18 protein-coding genes are annotated in these 16,331 nt (G+C 67.6%); 9 read left to right on the top strand and 9 right to left on the bottom strand.

The window, feature by feature from the left end; genetic code table 11:
- The first annotated feature begins 28 nt into the window (after nt 1–28).
- Nucleotides 29–412, top strand: a complete 384-nt coding sequence (locus tag OO71_RS50625; protein ID WP_033294957.1) for a hypothetical protein — start codon at nt 29–31, stop codon at nt 410–412.
- A 127-nt stretch (nt 413–539) separates the two neighbouring features.
- Here OO71_RS50625 and OO71_RS38440 read toward each other — a convergent pair whose 3' ends face one another.
- Nucleotides 540–2,126: an FAD-dependent monooxygenase gene (locus OO71_RS38440; protein ID WP_051792774.1), complete on the bottom strand. Its 1,587-nt coding sequence runs from the start codon at nt 2,124–2,126 to the stop codon at nt 540–542.
- A 126-nt stretch (nt 2,127–2,252) separates the two neighbouring features.
- Between OO71_RS38440 and OO71_RS38435 the strand changes: the two genes are divergently transcribed.
- From OO71_RS38435 to OO71_RS38425, 3 genes are all read left to right on the top strand, one after another.
- Nucleotides 2,253–2,945 carry an IclR family transcriptional regulator gene (locus tag OO71_RS38435; protein WP_033294956.1) on the top strand — a complete coding sequence of 231 codons (693 nt, stop codon included), beginning with the start codon at nt 2,253–2,255 and terminating at the stop codon, nt 2,943–2,945.
- A gap of 114 nt (nt 2,946–3,059) precedes the next feature.
- Nucleotides 3,060–3,734, top strand: a complete 675-nt coding sequence (locus tag OO71_RS38430; protein ID WP_162186166.1) for a peroxiredoxin-like family protein — start codon at nt 3,060–3,062, stop codon at nt 3,732–3,734.
- A 188-nt stretch (nt 3,735–3,922) separates the two neighbouring features.
- Nucleotides 3,923–5,251, top strand: a complete 1,329-nt coding sequence (locus OO71_RS38425) for an MFS transporter (protein ID WP_033294955.1) — start codon at nt 3,923–3,925, stop codon at nt 5,249–5,251.
- Here OO71_RS38425 and OO71_RS38420 read toward each other — a convergent pair.
- The gene (locus tag OO71_RS38420) at nt 5,160–6,758 is read right to left on the bottom strand and encodes an MFS transporter (RefSeq protein ID WP_084145572.1); all 1,599 of its coding nucleotides are present in this window, start codon (nt 6,756–6,758) and stop codon (nt 5,160–5,162) included. The two genes, OO71_RS38425 and OO71_RS38420, sit on opposite strands and share 92 nt — an antisense overlap.
- A gap of 77 nt (nt 6,759–6,835) precedes the next feature.
- Here OO71_RS38420 and OO71_RS38415 point away from each other — a divergent pair, with 77 nt between their 5' ends.
- The 4 genes from OO71_RS38415 (at nt 6,836) to OO71_RS38400 (ending at nt 9,567) form a co-directional block, all read left to right on the top strand.
- Nucleotides 6,836–7,432 (top strand): helix-turn-helix domain-containing protein, encoded by a 597-nt coding sequence (locus tag OO71_RS38415; protein ID WP_033294954.1) that lies wholly within the window; start codon nt 6,836–6,838, stop codon nt 7,430–7,432.
- Between the two features lie 81 nt (nt 7,433–7,513).
- Nucleotides 7,514–8,356, top strand: a complete 843-nt coding sequence (locus OO71_RS38410) for a class I SAM-dependent methyltransferase (RefSeq protein ID WP_033294953.1) — start codon at nt 7,514–7,516, stop codon at nt 8,354–8,356.
- A 21-nt stretch (nt 8,357–8,377) separates the two neighbouring features.
- Nucleotides 8,378–9,193 carry a DUF1684 domain-containing protein gene (locus OO71_RS38405; protein WP_033294952.1) on the top strand — a complete coding sequence of 272 codons (816 nt, stop codon included), beginning with the start codon at nt 8,378–8,380 and terminating at the stop codon, nt 9,191–9,193.
- Nucleotides 9,190–9,567, top strand: coding sequence for a nuclear transport factor 2 family protein (locus tag OO71_RS38400; protein WP_033294951.1), 378 nt, complete (start codon nt 9,190–9,192; stop codon nt 9,565–9,567). The genes OO71_RS38405 and OO71_RS38400 overlap by 4 nt, the downstream gene beginning before the upstream one ends.
- 781 nt (nt 9,568–10,348) lie before the next feature.
- Here the strand turns inward: OO71_RS38400 and OO71_RS38395 are convergent.
- Nucleotides 10,349–11,188, bottom strand: coding sequence for a fumarylacetoacetate hydrolase family protein (locus OO71_RS38395; protein WP_245633914.1), 840 nt, complete (start codon nt 11,186–11,188; stop codon nt 10,349–10,351).
- Nucleotides 11,189–11,216: 28 nt separating this feature from the next.
- Nucleotides 11,217–11,366 carry a hypothetical protein gene (locus tag OO71_RS50620; protein WP_156096771.1) on the bottom strand — a complete coding sequence of 50 codons (150 nt, stop codon included), beginning with the start codon at nt 11,364–11,366 and terminating at the stop codon, nt 11,217–11,219.
- 167 nt (nt 11,367–11,533) lie between these two features.
- Here OO71_RS50620 and OO71_RS38390 point away from each other — a divergent pair, with 167 nt between their 5' ends.
- Nucleotides 11,534–11,878, top strand: coding sequence for a GntR family transcriptional regulator (locus OO71_RS38390; RefSeq protein WP_051792771.1), 345 nt, complete (start codon nt 11,534–11,536; stop codon nt 11,876–11,878).
- 252 nt (nt 11,879–12,130) lie between these two features.
- Here OO71_RS38390 and OO71_RS38385 read toward each other — a convergent pair whose 3' ends face one another.
- From OO71_RS38385 to OO71_RS38365, 5 genes are read right to left on the bottom strand one after another with little or no spacing between them, the layout of a single operon-like run.
- Nucleotides 12,131–12,424, bottom strand: a complete 294-nt coding sequence (locus OO71_RS38385; RefSeq protein WP_084145571.1) for a hypothetical protein — start codon at nt 12,422–12,424, stop codon at nt 12,131–12,133.
- Nucleotides 12,409–14,208: an FAD-binding protein gene (locus OO71_RS38380; protein ID WP_033294948.1), complete on the bottom strand. Its 1,800-nt coding sequence runs from the start codon at nt 14,206–14,208 to the stop codon at nt 12,409–12,411. Before OO71_RS38380 ends, OO71_RS38385 begins: the two co-directional genes overlap by 16 nt.
- A 2-nt stretch (nt 14,209–14,210) precedes the next feature.
- On the bottom strand, nt 14,211–14,543 hold the full coding sequence (locus OO71_RS38375) for a Rieske (2Fe-2S) protein (RefSeq protein ID WP_033294947.1): 333 nt from the start codon (nt 14,541–14,543) through the stop codon (nt 14,211–14,213).
- A 6-nt stretch (nt 14,544–14,549) separates the two neighbouring features.
- Nucleotides 14,550–15,383: a ferritin-like domain-containing protein gene (locus OO71_RS38370; RefSeq protein ID WP_033294946.1), complete on the bottom strand. Its 834-nt coding sequence runs from the start codon at nt 15,381–15,383 to the stop codon at nt 14,550–14,552.
- Nucleotides 15,384–15,404: 21 nt separating this feature from the next.
- Nucleotides 15,405–16,313, bottom strand: a complete 909-nt coding sequence (locus tag OO71_RS38365; protein ID WP_033294945.1) for an NAD(P)-dependent oxidoreductase — start codon at nt 16,311–16,313, stop codon at nt 15,405–15,407.
- Nucleotides 16,314–16,331 lie beyond the last annotated feature (18 nt).

Here is a 16,331-nt window from a genome sequence, read left to right as displayed (position 1 = left end):
CCGACCGAACAGCCTGAGGAGTAAAGCCATGTCCAAATTGAAGAGATCGGCGGTTGTGACGATCGCCGCCGCTGCTTTGATGGGAATCGGCCCTATTGCCACGGCGGACGCATCGACGCTGATCAGCGAGATTCCTTGCAACAGCAGTGAGTACACAAAGATCAGTGTGCACTCAGCCAGGGATGGCCGCAGAGAATACTGCTACGCAAACGGCGGAGAAATGAACCTTCCGCGCAGCCCACTGCTGCCGACGATGACATGGTGGCTTCACGAAATTCACACCGGGAACAACCGTGTTCAGTGGTTTGGCGACGGAAGGTGGCAGCCGAGCAACCCGATCGGCAAGAACACCACCTACACGTTCCCCAATCACCCTGGCGGAGTGAAAATCGAAAAGATCCGGATCGTCTGATCGACCTACAATGACAGGGCGGCGGTGCGGACGATCACGGGTGACGATCATCAGCACCGCCGCCTCCCAGTACAGGCCGTGACCACCGGCATGCCTCAGCGAAGCCGGTGCGCCCACCCGCCGATCATCACGCGCTCACCTGCGCCACCGCCGTCGCGCGGTGCCAGGCGGTGCGCAGGTGATCCGCCCAGTCGTCCTCGAATTCCCGTACCGCAGCGAGATAACAGTCCGGGCGGACGAGGTACACCGCAGCCTGCGCGTGGCTCAACGGATGTGGCAGGCCAGCAGTGCGCGCCGGTGGCAGCGGCGTGACCCCGGATTCGTCGATCGCGTAGAACGTCAGCGTGTCCGGGGCATCGGGGTCGACCTGGATCACGGTGAACCGCCCGGCCACGATCTTGCGGATGGTCGTCGGCTCGCCGCCACGAACAAGCACGCAGTCCGGGACCAGAGAACCGGGCTGTGGCAAGGAATCCACCCTGCCCGGAGTCGTGAGCGGCGAGTCCGGATATGCGTGTGGCACGTACAACTTGCCGGCGTCGACGAGGTGCGCCTTCGCCGGGTCTGCGGCGGCCTGCGCGAGGATGGCGTTGCGGTCGTCGAGCCCTTCCGGGGTCGAGGGGGTCATGAACGTCATCGAGTCGCCGGTGACCAGTACGTGCTGGGCGGCGGCCGACTCGCGTTCCGTGGCATAGCTGTCGAGCAGCGCGTCCGGGGCGCGCCCGGACAACACGCGCGCCAGTTTCCACGCCAGGTTCTCGGCATCCTCCATCCCGGAGTTCATCCCGCGCGCCCCGAACGGCGACACCACGTGCGCGGAATCGCCGGCCAGGAAGACCCGGTGCTGCCGGAACCGGGAAGCCTGGCGCTGCTGGAAAGTCCAGCCGTTGCAGCGCAGGATTTCGATCTCCACCGCACCGATTCCCGCGTGGTCGAGGACGGCGCGGATCCGGTGGTGCACACGTCCGGCCGCGACCTCGTCGTCGACGTCGAGCTCCGGCGGGATCTGCCAGTCGAGGCGCCACTGGTCGTCGCCGATCTGGTGCATCAGCACAATGCCGTCCGGATAGAACGGCGGCGAGAACCACAGCCGCCGCTCGGCCGAAAACGGCAGCTCCGCCCGGAAATCCGCGACCAGGAACCGGCCGTTCGTGCGCCAGCCGTCGAAATCGATACCGAGTGCCTTGCGGGTGCGGCTGCCGACCCCGTCCGCCGCGACCACATAGGACGCGTGGACCAGGCGAGCCGTCCCGGAAGCGTCGGTGATGCGCACGACGGCGTAATCGGCGTCGGCGCCGTCGTGCACGACCTCGGCCGTCTCGCCGTGCCGCAGGTCCACGCATTCCTGCTGCCGGACCGCTTCGTGCAGCAGCTCCTCGACGCGGTACTGCGCGAAGTTGATGAACGGCGGATAGCCGCTGGACCCGTCGTCGTCGAAGGTGAGCCGGAGGATCTCGTCGTCACCAAAGTACGTCCGGCCGATCGACCAGCTGCTGCCGCGGCGGAGGATGTCGCCGGCAATGCCCAGCCGGTCGTAGAGCGCGAGGATGTCGCGCTGGATGGTGACCGCGCGGGACTGTCCGCAACTCGCCGTTTCCCGCCGTTCGACCACGATGCTGCGCACGCCTTGGCGCGCCAGCAGCAACGAGGCCGCCAGTCCGATCGGACCCCCGCCGACAATGACAACCGGGGCGACAGCAGTGTCGAGAACCAAGGCAATCTCCGATAATCGGTTATCCTGTTCGTATAATGAGTATTAGCGCTCGCGCGAGCCGGGTTGTCAAGCCCCGGCGGCATTGCTGGTAGAACAACAACACAAGAGAAGCCGGAGGAGGTGACCGTGACTCAAGAGGCAAAACCGCAGCCGGAGCTCGCCCAGACGCTCGACCGGGGCCTGCAGGTCCTCGAGTTCCTCGGCGCATCGGTGAACGGCTTCACCGCCACCGAGGTCGCCCAGCACGTCGGGATCCACCGGTCGATTGCGGCGCGGCTGCTGGCCACCTTGGCGCACCGCAAGTTCGCGACCCGGATGAGCGACGGGCGCTACGTGATCGGCACCGGCCTGTTCAGCCTGGCCCGGATGGTGTCGCGCGACCTGATTTCCATCGCCACCCCAATGCTGCGCGACGCCACCGAACGCGTCGTCGCCACCTCGGTCCTGCATGTCGCGGACGGCGACGAAGTGGTCACCGTGCTGTCGATCGAACCGCCGTCGGCCAACTTCCGGGTAGGCATGCGGGTCGGTGCCCGCGGGCCGCTCGACCTGGCCGCGCACGGGGTCGCCATTCTCGCCGGCCGCCCCGCGCAACCCGGCGAACGTGCGCTGGTCAGCCAGGCTCGCGAGCGTGGGTACGCCACCACCACCGGCGAAGTCGTTCCCGGCTACACCGGCCTGTCCGCGCCGGTGTACATCGGCGGCGAAGCGACCGCCAGCGTGGGCCTCGTGATCCCCGCCGCGCGCGGCGACGAGGTACCCGAACTGGCCGCCGAAGTGCTCAAACTGGCCGAGGCGCTTTCGCTGGCCAGCGGCTGATCCTTCCCCGCCCTGCACTGCACACCTCGGCTTTGCCCTGCCTTGACACCGAATCATGCGCGAGTAGTCTTCGGTTATCGGCGAGTATCTTCGTTTATCGGTGAAGGAGTACGGGTGAGCACCCTGCGCGACGACCAACTGGCTTCCCTCAAGCAGCAGCTCGACGACTTCGCGGCGGCGGTCAAGCGGCCGGAGAACGCCAAAGCCGCCATCAACGACGCCTTCGACGAGATCGAGCGGCAGGGGCTCGTACCGGGACTGGACGTCGGCGAGATCGCGCCGGACTTCACCCTTCCCGACGCGCGCGGCACCGAGGTCCGCCTGGCCGACCGGCTGGCGGCAGGCCCGGTCGTCCTCACCTTCTACCGCGGATCCTGGTGCCCGTACTGCAATCTCGAACTCCGCGCGTACCAGCAGGCGCTGCCGCTGTTCCGGGAAGCCGGCGCCGCGTTGATCGCCATCAGCCCGCAACAGCCCGACGACGCGTTGAGCATGACGGAGAAACACGAACTCGAGTACGACGTTCTCAGCGACACCGAACAACGCGTGCTGACCGCGTTCAAGGTCCGCTTCGACCTCCCGCCACACGTCACCGAGCACATGCTCGACACCACCCTGGCCGCATTGGCGAAACAGCAGCCCGAGGGGCATTACAGCCTTCCGGTCCCGGCCACGTTCGTGCTGGACCAGGACGGCGTCGTACGGGCGCGGCACGTGTCGATGGCGTACCGCACCCGCATGGAACCGGCCGAGGCGCTCCAGGTGATCCGGGAGATCCACGGCTCCTGACCCGGCGGATCCCGAAGCGGCGCAAGGCTCTTGCGCCGCTTCGAGGCATGTCCGCATTCCCATGCGCCAGAACGGTTTTCGCGGCAGATCGAGACCGTGAATCCGTTGACATCGGCAAGACCGCAGCGCATCCTCTTCATAATCGGTAGCAATGACCGATTATCGGTAACCTTTGGAGAGGTAGTGCCATGGCCGCACCCGATGCCCCCGTCCCTCCCCGCACGTTGCGCAGAGCCGCGACCGCCAGCCTCATCGGCACGGCGATCGAGTGGTACGACTTCTTCGTCTACGGCACCGCGGCTGCACTGGTGTTCGCGCCCCAGTTCTTCCCGCAGTACTCCGGCCTCGCCGGAACGCTCGCCGCATTCAGCACGTTCGCGATCGGCTTCCTCGCCCGGCCCATCGGCGGCGTGGTGATGGGCCACTTCGGCGACAAGATCGGCCGCAAGTCGATGCTGGTGCTGTCGCTGTTGCTGATGGGGCTCGCGACCTTCGGGATCGGCCTGCTCCCCACATACGCGAGCATCGGGGCCGCCGCGCCGATCCTGCTGGTGGTACTGCGGTTCGTGCAGGGGCTCGGCGTCGGCGGCGAATGGGGTGGCGCCGCGCTGCTCGCGGTGGAGAACGCGCCGAAGCACAAGCGCGGGTTCTACGGGAGCTTCCCGCAGATGGGCGTTCCGATCGGCGTGATACTGGCGAACCTGGTGTACCTCATCGTGGTCGGCACGCTGGGTACCAAGCAGTTCGCCGACTGGGGCTGGCGGATTCCGTTCCTGCTCAGCATCATCCTCGTCGGCGTCGGCTTCTACGTCCGCTCGCGGATCGGCGAAACTGCCGCGTTCACCGCGTCGCGCAAGGAAACCCCGCGTCGCGGCAGCCCGGTGATCGAGGTACTTCGCCGCCACCCCAAACAGGTTCTCCTTGCCGGCGGTACCTTCCTGGCCAACAACGCCGTCGGGTACGTGATCATCGTCTACATCCTCTCCTACGGACGGACGGTGCTGAAGGTCAACGACAAGGCCATGCTTGCTGTCGTGCTCGTCGGGAGCGTGGTCTGGCTAGCCGCGCTGCCGGTGTTCTCGGCACTGTCCGACCGCCTCGGCCGACGCACAGTCTTCGTCGCAGGCGGCGTACTGAGCTTGGCCTGGGCGATCCCGATGTTCGCTTTGATCGACACCGCAAGCCTTCCGCTGATGCTGCTCGCAGTGGTCGTGATGGCGCTGTCTCTCGCGGCGACCTACGGACCGCAGGCCGCACTGTTCGCGGAACTGTTCGACACCGAAGTCCGTTACAGCGGCGCGTCTTTGGGCTACCAGATCGGCGCCGTCCTCGGCGGCGGACTCGCCCCGTTCATCGCCACCGCGCTGTTCGCCTCGACCGGTTCCTCGCTGGCCACCGGCGGATACCTGGTCGGATTGTCGGCCGTCAGCCTGATCTGTATTGCCTTGCTCGGCGAAACCCGGCACCGCAACCTGCATGCCGAAGAGGCCATGGAGAACTACGAAAAGGCTTCCTGACTGTCCACAGTGGCCGATTGCGCACCAGGACGTAGCCGAGCACGACGACCATGATGACGACACCCGCCCACATCGCGGTCCGCCAGCCGTCGACGAAGGATTCCTGCGCTGCTCGAACCAAAGCCTGCCCACGGTCACCGGCGCCGTGGGCGGCTTCGACAGCATTGGCGATGCCTTCGCGGGCGGTGTCGGCGAGGTCGGCCGGAACGCCGTCGAGCCGGGGAGTGATGGCACTGCGGTAACCGGCCGACAGCAGCGCTCCGAGCAGCGCGACGCCGAGCGCGGTGCCGAACTCCCGGGTGACGTCGTTGAGCGCGGAAGCCACGCCCTGCCGTTCCCGTGGCAGCGCGCTGGTGATGGCCTCGGTGGCAGGCGGCATCGACAAGCCCATCCCCAGCCCCATCGCGATCATGCCGGGCAGGACCGCCAGGTAGCCACGGTCGGCGGAGACGAGAATCGCCAGCAGGGCCAGTCCGGCGCCGGCCAGCACGATCCCCGCGGCCATGGTCGCCCGCGCACCTGCCCGCTCGGCCAGCCGTGGCGCGAGACCGGACGCGACCATCATGAGCCCGGCCATCGGCAGCAATGCCACCGTGGACAGCAGGCCCGACCAGCCGAAGACGGTCTGGAAGAACGGGTAGAGGACAACGGAAACTCCCGCTTGCACTCCGAAGACCGCCAGCAGCGCCACGGATCCGGTCGCCAGACCGCGCTCGCGGAAGAGCCGGACGTCCAGCAGCGGGGCGCGATGGCGAAGCTCCCACGCCACGAAGCCGGCGGTGCCGAGGAGACCGGCGAGCAGGCTGACGATGGTGCCCGGTGCGCCCCAGCCCTTCTCCGGGCCTTCGTGGAGAAAGAAGACAAGCCCGGCCACCGCGACGACGGACGCCAGGGCGCCGGCTGTGTCGTAGGAATGCGAGGACGCCTCGCGCGAGTCCGGGACTGACCGCCACGCCGCAGCGATCGCGACGAGGACGAGCGCGACCGGAAGCACGAACAGGTAGCGCCAGCTGGCCACATCGATGAGGACCGCGGAAAGGAACATCCCCAGCAGGCCGCCGCCCCCGGCGACGCCGGTCCACACGCCGATCGCGCGGCCACGTTCCTTCTCCGGGAAGGTCGAGGTGATGACGGCGAGCGTGACCGGCATGATCATCGCTGCGCCCACCCCGGCGAGAACCCGTGCCGCGAGCATGATCCCCGCCGTGGGAGCAAGACCCGCGGCCACGTTCGCGACCCCGAAAACGGCAAGGCCCACGAGGAGCACCGGCTTGCGCCCCCAGCGATCCCCGACCGCACCGAGCGGCAGCAACAGCGCAGCCAGGCTGAGGATGTAGACGTTGATGATCCACAGGACGGTGCTCTGCGACGCGGCGAAGTCGACGGCGAGGTCCGGCTGGGCGACGTTCAGCCCGGTGACGGATGCGATGACGGCCATCAGCGCGATCGAAACCGCAATGAGGATCGAGCGGCGCTGGCGGCCGTCCGAAACCAGGGTGGTGTTCATGATGTCCTTCCGGAAGGCAGGGAAAATCCGTCGTCGACGGTAAGCACGGTTTGCGACTTCGGCATACAGTCATGCCTATGACGCAAGACGATGACGGGCTGGACGGCCTGGTACGCAAACGCATCCGCGCCTTGCGGGTGGCGCAGGGCTGGTCGCTGGACGAGCTGGCGACGCGGGCCCGGCTGAGCCCGTCGTCGCTCAGCCGGATCGAGAACGGACAGCGCCGTCTCGCGCTCGACCAGCTGGTCACCCTGGCGCGGGCCCTGGACACGTCGCTCGACCAGCTGGTCGAGACGGATACCGAGGACGTGATCGGCAATCCGATGATCGACGGCACCCACGGCCTGATGCGGTGGCCGATCAAGGCGGAGCCGGGGATGACGGTCATGCGCCAGCGCATGACCGACCCGCCACCGGACAATCCGGCCGCCATGCGCGCACACCCGGGCCGGGAGTGGCTCGTCGTCCTCTCCGGGACCGCTGTCCTGATGCTGGGCAACCGCCGTTTCCGGGTGGAGACCAACCAGTCGGCGGAGTTCCCGACCATGCTCCCGCATGCAATCGGCGCCGCGGGCCGGCCGTGCGAGATCATGGGCATCTTCGACCGCGAGGCTCGCCGCGGGCACGATCCCGGCCGGACCGCCCCGAAGGGCGCGGATCGGCCGGTTGCGTGATCAGCAGCCCAGGCGACCATCGACTTGCCTCATGCGCAAGATCCCGTGCATTTCGCGCATGACCGCTCTAGCGTCGTTGCCATGACGCCCACTGCGCAGCACCAGCACGGCCTCCCGGACGGTGGGGACGGCCAGGCGGAGATCCTGGAGCTCGACGCGGAAGTCCTCGCCGGGCACACCGCGTCCATCACCTCGTGGCTGCCCCTCGCGCGGAGCCCCCGCCGGATCGTGGACCTGGGGTGCGGGACCGGGGCCGGGACCTTCGCCCTGCTCTCCCGTTTCCCCGAAGCACACGTCACCGCCGTCGACTCCTCGGCCGACCTCCTGCGCCGGTTGCGGGGAAAGGCCCGCGAACACGCGGTCGCCGACCGCGTCCGCACCGTCGAGGCCGACCTCGACTCGGCTTGGCCGGAACTCGACAAGCCCGACCTGGTGTGGGCGTCGGCCTCCCTGCACCACCTGGCCGATCCTGACCGCGTGCTCCGCAAGGTGCGCGACACGCTCGGCGACGACGGGCTGTTCGCCGTCGTGGAACTCGCCGGTTTCCCCCGGTTCCTGCCCGACGACGCCCCGGAGAACCGTCCCGGCTTGGAGAAGCGCTGCCACGCCGCGAGCGATCGCCGGCACGCCGGCCACGTACCGCACCGGGGAGCCGACTGGGGCGTGAAGCTGGCCGCTGCCGGATTCACGCTCGAAGGCGAACGGACGGTCACCGTCGACGTCGGGCAATCCAGCTCCGCTGCGGTCGGCCGCTACGCGCTCAGCGCACTGCGCCGGATGCGCAACGCCGTGTCCGAGATGCTCACGGCCGAGGATCTCGCCGCACTGGATCAGCTGCTCGACACCACCGGCCCGCACAGCATCCTCCGCCGCAGCGACCTCGCAGTGCGCACCGAACGCACCGTATGGGCCGCACGCGCCTGACTTCGACCCCAAGGACTTCTCATGGACACGAACAACATTCCGGCCGGCTACCTCGCGTGGCGCGAGGCGCGGTGGGACGAGATCGCCGGCCCGAACGGCAAGGCGAAGGTCGTCGCCAACGGCCGGATCGCCGGTACGGACAGCCAGGTCATCCCGGGCGTACCCGGGCAATGGCAGGCAACCGAGGCCGGTGCCCTGACGGTGTCGGCAGCAGCAGGCGACTCGGTGAAGGTCAACGGCGAGGCAGTCGACGGAACGGTCGAAGTACCTTCCGGGAGCACCCTCGAGTTCTCCGGGGGACGCGTCGGTTTCGCCGGTGGCGCGGGCGGGTTCTACGGCGTGGTCGTCATGGACCACGAAGCTCTCGCCCGATCGGGGCTCAGCGGGATCGACACCTACCCCTACGACCCGGACTGGGTTTTCGAAGGCGAGTACCGGGCAGCGCCGGAAGGCCGCCGCATCGAGGTGGGCCGCCTGACGGCTCCCCGCAGCACGGAAGCCATCCTGGCGCCGGCCGACCTCGCCGTCTCGCTCAATGGCACCGAATACGTGTTGACCGTGCTCGAAGACATGCCGGGCCAGCGGCTGGTGGTCTTCACCGACGAAACCAGCGGAACGGACACCCCCGGCATCGGCCGCTGGCTGGTCCTGCCCCTCCTGGAACCCGGCAGCACCCTGCCGGTCGACTTCAACCAGGCAACGCTGTCGCACCACCACCTGGTCCCGGCCGTCTTCACCTGCCCGCTGCCACCGCCCGGCAACCACCTGCCCCTGCGCGTCGAGGCAGGAGAACGCGCCCTCGTCCACACCGAGCCACACCGAAGGAATCAGCGATGAGCAAGGACCTCGAAACCACAGCGATCACCTACCTGCGCCACCTGGAAAACCGGGAATGGGCCGACGCGCAGGCATTGTGCACCGAGCACGCGACCGTGTGGCACAACGACGGAAAGGGCGATTCGACGATCCAGGAGAACATCGCGGGAATGAAAGCCCAGATCGATCCGATCCGGTCGATGCGCTACGACATCATCCGCCAGTTCTCCCGGCCCGGCGAAGTCCTCCAGCAGCACGTCGTGAACGTGACCATGAAGGACGGCGCACATTTCCGCCTCGACGCGGCCGTGTACTTCCGCTTCGAGGACGGCCGAATCACGCGCATCGAGGAATACGCCGGGGTACCGAGCCAGGACGCACCTGCTGCCCCGTGAACCACGCGTGCTACCGGTCATCGAGAAATTACGCTTCCTGACCTGGCGGGTTCTTACGGCTGGGAGGTGCAACGGTCCGAAGCGGGGAGCAGTTCTGAAGCCGCCGGGAAAGTACGGGACGGTTACGTTTACCTCGCCCCGACAGCGTTCCGGGGCGAGGTAAGCCATGGAGCAAAGCGACTGTCGGCCGGTCCGGATTCGAAGTAGCCGGTGGGGTACCGCGGGGTCGTGACGGATTTCCTGGCGGGGACGACGGTCACCGGCATCTCCTCATCTTCGTCAGGCAGAGGTGACCACTATGCGGATCCCGCAGCCGAGAACCGGCGGGATCACCACCGAACTGCACGTGCTGTCCAGGCCGAGGACGGTGGCCACTTCGTCGAGGTCAGGCGCGGCCGGGGGCCGGACGGAGTCTGGTCGAGCAGCAGGCGGTGCTGCTCGACCGGCACCGGCAGCATCGCGGGACACGGCTGCGGAGTGGGCCGTAGCGCTATCGGTTTCACGACCGTGCCGTCGGCCAGGGTTCATTCGGCGGCAATCGGCCCGGCGTAAGGAGGACTGCCGTCCACCAGCCGTTCGAGATCGGCCGTCATCGCTTCGGTGCGCAGCGCGAACCGGTGAGCCCGCCTGCCTCCCGCGCGAGGTAGTCCGCGATCAGCCGCCGCCGGGGCGGCTGCGCGGCCGAGGCGGAGCGGAACTGTGAAATTCTGCGTCCGATTTTGTGTTCGCTCCCGCCTTCCCACCGGTTCGTCCGAGCTATTGCCCCGGGCGAGCTCGTTTCTCATCCGGCGGCCACGAGCACGTGCCGCATTTCGCCGATTCCCTCGATCCGGCTTTCCAGTACGTCCCCGGCCTGCAGGTAGCGGGGCGGTGTCCGGGTGGCGCCGACCCCGTCCGGGGTGCCGGTGAGAATCACGTCGCCGGGGTACAGGATCGTGATCCCGGAAAGGTATTCGACGATTTCCGGAATGGAGAAGATGAAATCCGACGTGCGTGCTCGCTGCATTTCTTCCCCGTTGACGAGGCAGACCAGCTCGAGGTCGTTCGGGTCGGCGAACTCGTCGGCCGTCGCGAGCAGCGGCCCGGTCGGCCCGAATCCGGGCAGCGACTTCCCGAGCGTGTACTGCGGCGCCGACGCGGGACGCAGCTGAATCCCGCGATCGGACAGATCCTGGCCGGCGGTGAGCCCGGCGACGTGGTCCCACGCCCGTTCGGCCGGAACGCGCCGCGCGGTCGCCCCAATCACCACCGCCAGCTCGATTTCCCAGTCGACGGTATCGGTGGAAATCTCGATCTCGTCGTACGGACCGGCCACCGCCGCGCGAAGTTTCGTGAAGATCAACGGATGTTCCGGCAGTTCCATGCCCGCTTCCTTCGCGTGGGACGCGTAGTTCACGCCCACTCCGAAAATCTGCCGCGGATCGGGGGACGGCGGCCCGACGAGGTCCGGCCGGATCTCGACGTCCCCGGAACCGGAAAACGTCCGCGCCCATTCGGCGACCTCGTCCCACCGATCGAAGGCTTCGGCCACGGCAGCAGGCAATCTGCCGCCGCTGGCCAGGTTGACGTCGATGCCGCGCCCCTCGCGGTCCACGAGAGTCAACCGGCCGGCATGGTTCATGAATCGCATGATGTTCCGTCTCTCCTGGTCAGGCGTGCGCGAACGGCTGAAGCGGGCCGACGGCGAGGCTGTCCGCCTGGAGCTCGGCGAAAATTGCCGTCCGGATCGCGGCAGGACAGGGAGGTCCGCACGCCGTGCAGCACCGGAACCGCCGGTCCGGCCCCGGCCGTGCAGCCATGCGCCCTCCTCGTCTTCCAGGACGAAACGCTAGGATATATGCTATATGATGTCAACCAGGAGTGCGCAGACCGGACGCAGCGCAGGGCTTCGGGAGACGAGACGTGGCAGGACAGCCGGAGGGAGTCCGGTCCGTGGTGGCCCGCAAGGCGTCGGCGGTCGATCCCGTTGCGCCGCCTCGAAGCGCAGGGGCTCGTGGTGCTGAGCCCGTCCCGCAGTGCCTGCGTGACCCCACTCGACATCGACGACCTGCGCTCGACCCACCGGCTCCGGCTCATGATCGAACCCGAGCTGGCCGCCCTCAAGCGCGAGACGTTCGAATCCGCCCCCGGCGACCACCGCTGGGACTCCCACCGCGAATTCCACACCCTGCTCATCAGCCCAGCCGCAACTCCGTGGGACCTGCGGCTGCTGAGCACGCTGTTTTCGACCCGGTCGACCTGTCGGGCGGAGATCGCGGCAGCCCGGGCACGCGCGCACGACCAGCTCGTCGAAGCCGCCGCTCGCGGGTGAAGGGGCGGCCGCAACGGAAAGGGAAGGGATGACCGGCCACCGGGCAGCCGGTCGAACCGCGGCCGAGCGGCGACTAGCAGCCGGTCCCGATTCGGCGGCGCAGGCTCTGCGCGGTCGGCGGGTGCCTCGCCGCCGCGTTCGCGACCGCCCGCACGATCTTGCTCGCGGACGTCTCAAGGGCCTACGCGCGGCAGGCAACCGGGGAAAAGTACCTCGGCGATCCGACCCGGTGACCCGCCACGCCCTCCGGCGTCAGCGCATCGTGGAGATCCGGACCGTTCCCATCGTCATCTCCGACGGGCTGGCCAGCAGGTCGCCGAAGTTCTCGAAGACCCATTCCCGCGCCAGTTCCAGTGCGGAAAGGCTTTGCTCCGCCGTGGTGAACGTGAGGAGGCCGACCAGTTCGTCGGCGTCGGTTTCGATCATTTCGAAGGACACGAAACCCTCCGCGCCGGTGATCAGGTTCAGCCAATGGTCGCGGACCAGCTGGAGGGCTTCGGCGGTCCGGCCCGGTTTCAGCTGGTACTTCGTCACGCGTGTGTGCACTGTTCCTCCAGCAGCGAAAGCCGTTGCGCCAGCAGTGGCAGCAGGATCCCGCAATCCTGGACCACGCCGAGGTCGGCGTGGTCGAACATGAACGAGTCCTCGTCGATGTCGATGGCCAGGACGTGCTCGGCGCGGCTCAGGCCGACCACGTGCTCGTACGCCCCGCGGACCCCGATCGCCACGTAAATACGCGGCGACACCGAACATCCGGTCAACCCGACCTGCGCATGCCGAGGCAAGGCACCGGTGTCGGCCAGCTTGCGGGTGCACGCCACTCCGGCGCCCAGCAGCCCGGCCAGCCGCTCGACCTCGGGCAGGACACCGGCCGCGCCCATGCCGACGCCCAGCACGATGTCCGCCCCGAAAAGGTCCACAGTGGACCTCCGCAGGCCAGGAATTTCTTTCAGCACAGTATATCCGCGCGACGGCCGATGATCAAGAGCGAGCCGCTCCACTCGAACCGGCCGGTCCCATCGAGGAAGAAACGAGGAAAAGACCCCCGGACGCACGGTGGCCAGCTCAGGACTCGTCCGCGAGGTGATCATCGCCAGCAACCCATCCCCGAAAGCAGGTTTGTGCTGCACCAGCTGTCCACGCGAGAAGTGCAACCCGACGCAATCGGCGGTGAGACCAAGCCCCAGCCGGGCGGCAAGACGGGGCGCCAGGTCGCGGCCACGCCCGGTGGAAGGGAACAGCATCACCCGCGGCGCGTACGCCCGGATCACGTCTACGACAAAGGCCGTGTGCACCAGAGTGTCGTACCCGGCAGCGTCGATGTGGAGCACCCGGTCCGCCCCGTACGCGACCAGCTCGGCGCAATGCTTCCGGTCACCGATCAGCACCGCATCGACCCGTCCCAGCCCCGAGGCCGCGGCCAGCAGTTCCCGCGAAACCTGGGTAATCCCATCAGGCCCAGTCTCCACGTACACGGCGATCGACGAACCCTCGGTCCGCACGGTTTCCGGTGCCGGGAGACGACGATCGCCCCCCGAAGAGCCATGCGCCGACAGCCATTCGACGATCGCGTCAGCCTGCGCGGAAGCAGAATCGTCGAGAATCACGTTGGCGCGCTTGACCCCCGGCTGCTCCTGCACCGACGTGACCACGGTGGGCGAACCCGCCGCGCCGAACAACGCCGGATCGGCACCCAGGTCAGTCACCCCGACCACCTCAAGCGGCATCGACGCTGCCGCCGACCGTGCCTCCCGCGAGGGGAACCGCTCCTCCGCCACATCCTCCCCGACCACCAGCACCGCCGGGGTGGTCACCGAGACCTGCTCGAACCCGTCGTCGACCTCCCTGCGGGCGACGACGGTGTCCCCGAGCTCCCACGCACACACCCCGGTGACCTGCGGCCATCCGAGCAGCTCGGCAATCTCCGGACCGACATTGCCCGTCTCGGCATCGGTGCTGCTCCGTCCACACAGGACCACATCGGGCTCTTCCCGGCCGATCGCGAGAGCAAGCGCACGAGCGGTCGCGAGAGTGTCCGAACCCGCGAATGCCTTGTCGCACAAGTGGATTGCCCGATCCGCCCCCAGCGCAAGACAGTAACGCAGCGCGGAGGCGGCATCCGGCGGACCCATCGTGACCACCACCACCGAGCCGCCGCACCGCTCCCGCACGGCAAGGGCGGAAAGCAAGGCACGAACGTCGTGCGAGTTCACCTCCGCCGGAATTCCGTCGCGGCGCAACGTCCCGGTTTCCGCGTCGAATTCCACCGCGGCAGCAACGGGTACCTGCTTTATGCAGACCACCGTCAGCGGACCGTTTCGTGCCAGCATGATCACTCTCCCGGAACCTCGATGAAAACCTCGCCGCCCTCGATTTCCACGGCGAACACGGCCTGCGGGCGGACGTTTTCCGGGTCTCCCTCCATCGGGCCGCGCCGGATCGACCCGTCCCGCAGATCGAATTGCGCCAGATGCGACGGGCAGGTGACCACGCATTTGCGGATCCGGCCTTTGTGCATCGGCATATTGGCGTGGGAACAGCGGTTGTCGATGGCGTAGAGGTCACCGCCGGAGTTCGCCACGAGCACGTCGAGGCGCTCGTGCCGAACCCGGACCCACGACCCGTCCTCGGCAAGCTGTGCCAGGTCAGCGGCTTTGAGACGCATGATCCCTCACAGCGGCAGGCCGCGTTCGGAGAAGAACTTCTCGAACGAGACTTCCTGGATCGACTCGGCGATGTCGTCGCCCTCCCCGGAGAACGCGGGAATCCCTTCCTGCGCGGCGAAATAGTTCCGGAACCCGAGACCTGCCTGGTGCAAACCGTCGGCGGCACTGTCGAAATGCCGGATCGCGGTGCGCTGCCAATCGAGATTGTCGCCGCACTTCAGCATGGCCCGCAGACCGTTTTCGTGGTGCACGACCTCGTCCGCGGCAATCTGCTCGTCGAAGATCTCGTACAGTTCCGGGTCCTTCGTTTCGATCGCCTTCATGAAATGCGGGTGGATGAACAGCTCGTCCCAGCCCTCGATGGCGAACTGCAGGCTCGCCGACATCGCGATCATCGAGGTGACCGGGTCGTTGTAGTACCGGTTCTCGGTGAGCGTGACATTCGAGATCAGTTCCCGCCATTCCCGTACCGGCGGCCGGTATCCCTCCTCGTACTCGCCGCCGAGGTGCCGCAGCCTGCCCCTGATCAGCTTGAAGTGCAGGAATTCGTCGTACGCCTGTTTGGCCAGGTCCCCGCGCAGATCCTGCCACGGGCAGATCTCCAGCATGTTCCCCGCCACGTACGCCGCGAACAGCTCGGCGTGACACTGGATCTTGAGCCGTTCCTTGACCTGCTCGATGTCGGTGGAAAAACCGACGTAGTGCGTCCTTTCCTCGGCGGGCTTCGACCACCAGTAGTTCTGCCGCCGTTCCCACATCGCGGAGAGGAACTCCTCCCCCGTCATGGGTTCGTCACGCTCGCCGGACAGGATCAGGTCGAGCTCTGCTGAATTGCTCATCGGATTTCGTTCCCTTCGTGCTCAGGCGGCGCCGAACGCCACGTCCTCGCCGATGGCCGCTTCGATCACCTTCAGATAGCCACCCCAGTCCAGCCCCGCGTGCCCGGCCGCCATCGCGGCCTCGTACTGCTGCTTGACCAGCCCGGACACCGGCATCGGCACCTTCAGGTCCTCGGCCATCTGCGCGCCGAGACCGCAGTCCTTGTGGATCAGCGAAATCGCGAAGCCCGGTTCGTAGTCGCGCTTGAGTGCCTTCTGTGCCAGCGTGTTCGCCAGCTGCCAGTTGGCCGCGCCGGTCGCCCCGAGCACCTCGACCATGATCTCCGGCCGCACGCCTGCCTTGACACCCAGCCCCATCGCCTCGGCCACCACCACGAGAATCCCGCCGGACACCAGGTTGTTGACGACCTTCACCGCCGCCCCGGCCCCGACCTCCGAACCGCAGTGGTAGACGATCTCGCCCATCACGTCGAGGATCGGGCGGCATTCGTCCACGACCGCGGGATCGCCGCCGGCCATGATCGTGAGGACGCCCGCTGCCGCCGCCGCGGTGGACTTGCCGACCGGCGCGTCGAACATCCGCAGCCCGTTTTCCTGTGCCAGCTCGGCAAACCGCTTGCTCGCCGACGGCTCGATGGTGCTCATGTCGATGTGCACCGCGCCCTTGGCGAGCCCCCGGTACAACCCGTACTCGCCCGTCACCGCGGCCTCGACGTGCGCCGAACGCGGCAGCATGGTGATCGCCACGTCGCTGTTCTCGCCGACCTCGCGGGCGGTGGTCGCCGCCGTCGCACCCGCGTCACGCAGCCGGTTGACCGCCGGCGGGCTGAGGTCGAACACCGTCACGGCGTATCCGGCTTTCACCAGGTTCATCGCCATCGGGGCACCCATCGCGCCGAGCCCGATGAATCCGATCCGCGGTGTGGTCATGTCACAATTCCTCTCTGT

The organism is Amycolatopsis jejuensis, assembly GCF_000717335.1.
GTDB classification, from domain to species: domain Bacteria; phylum Actinomycetota; class Actinomycetes; order Mycobacteriales; family Pseudonocardiaceae; genus Amycolatopsis; species Amycolatopsis jejuensis.
The sequence above is the reverse complement of the archived record's forward strand: the minus strand, read 5'-3'. Positions and strand labels throughout refer to the sequence as shown.

What these genes read in the sequence shown, in the direction of transcription:
- OO71_RS38420 (WP_084145572.1), bottom strand. Translation starts at nt 6,758, where the DNA reads ATGAACACCACCCTGGTTTCGGACGGCCGCCAGCGCCGCTCGATCCTC.
- OO71_RS38395 (WP_245633914.1), bottom strand. Translation starts at nt 11,188, where the DNA reads ATGAACCATGCCGGCCGGTTGACTCTCGTGGACCGCGAGGGGCGCGGC.
- OO71_RS38375 (WP_033294947.1), bottom strand. Translation starts at nt 14,543, where the DNA reads ATGCGTCTCAAAGCCGCTGACCTGGCACAGCTTGCCGAGGACGGGTCG.
- OO71_RS38425 (WP_033294955.1), top strand. Translation starts at nt 3,923, where the DNA reads ATGGCCGCACCCGATGCCCCCGTCCCTCCCCGCACGTTGCGCAGAGCC.
- OO71_RS38380 (WP_033294948.1), bottom strand. Translation starts at nt 14,208, where the DNA reads ATGCTGGCACGAAACGGTCCGCTGACGGTGGTCTGCATAAAGCAGGTA.
- OO71_RS38415 (WP_033294954.1), top strand. Translation starts at nt 6,836, where the DNA reads ATGACGCAAGACGATGACGGGCTGGACGGCCTGGTACGCAAACGCATC.
- OO71_RS38405 (WP_033294952.1), top strand. Translation starts at nt 8,378, where the DNA reads ATGGACACGAACAACATTCCGGCCGGCTACCTCGCGTGGCGCGAGGCG.
- OO71_RS38410 (WP_033294953.1), top strand. Translation starts at nt 7,514, where the DNA reads ATGACGCCCACTGCGCAGCACCAGCACGGCCTCCCGGACGGTGGGGAC.
- OO71_RS50620 (WP_156096771.1), bottom strand. Translation starts at nt 11,366, where the DNA reads ATGGCTGCACGGCCGGGGCCGGACCGGCGGTTCCGGTGCTGCACGGCG.
- OO71_RS38400 (WP_033294951.1), top strand. Translation starts at nt 9,190, where the DNA reads ATGAGCAAGGACCTCGAAACCACAGCGATCACCTACCTGCGCCACCTG.
- OO71_RS50625 (WP_033294957.1), top strand. Translation starts at nt 29, where the DNA reads ATGTCCAAATTGAAGAGATCGGCGGTTGTGACGATCGCCGCCGCTGCT.
- OO71_RS38370 (WP_033294946.1), bottom strand. Translation starts at nt 15,383, where the DNA reads ATGAGCAATTCAGCAGAGCTCGACCTGATCCTGTCCGGCGAGCGTGAC.
- OO71_RS38365 (WP_033294945.1), bottom strand. Translation starts at nt 16,313, where the DNA reads ATGACCACACCGCGGATCGGATTCATCGGGCTCGGCGCGATGGGTGCC.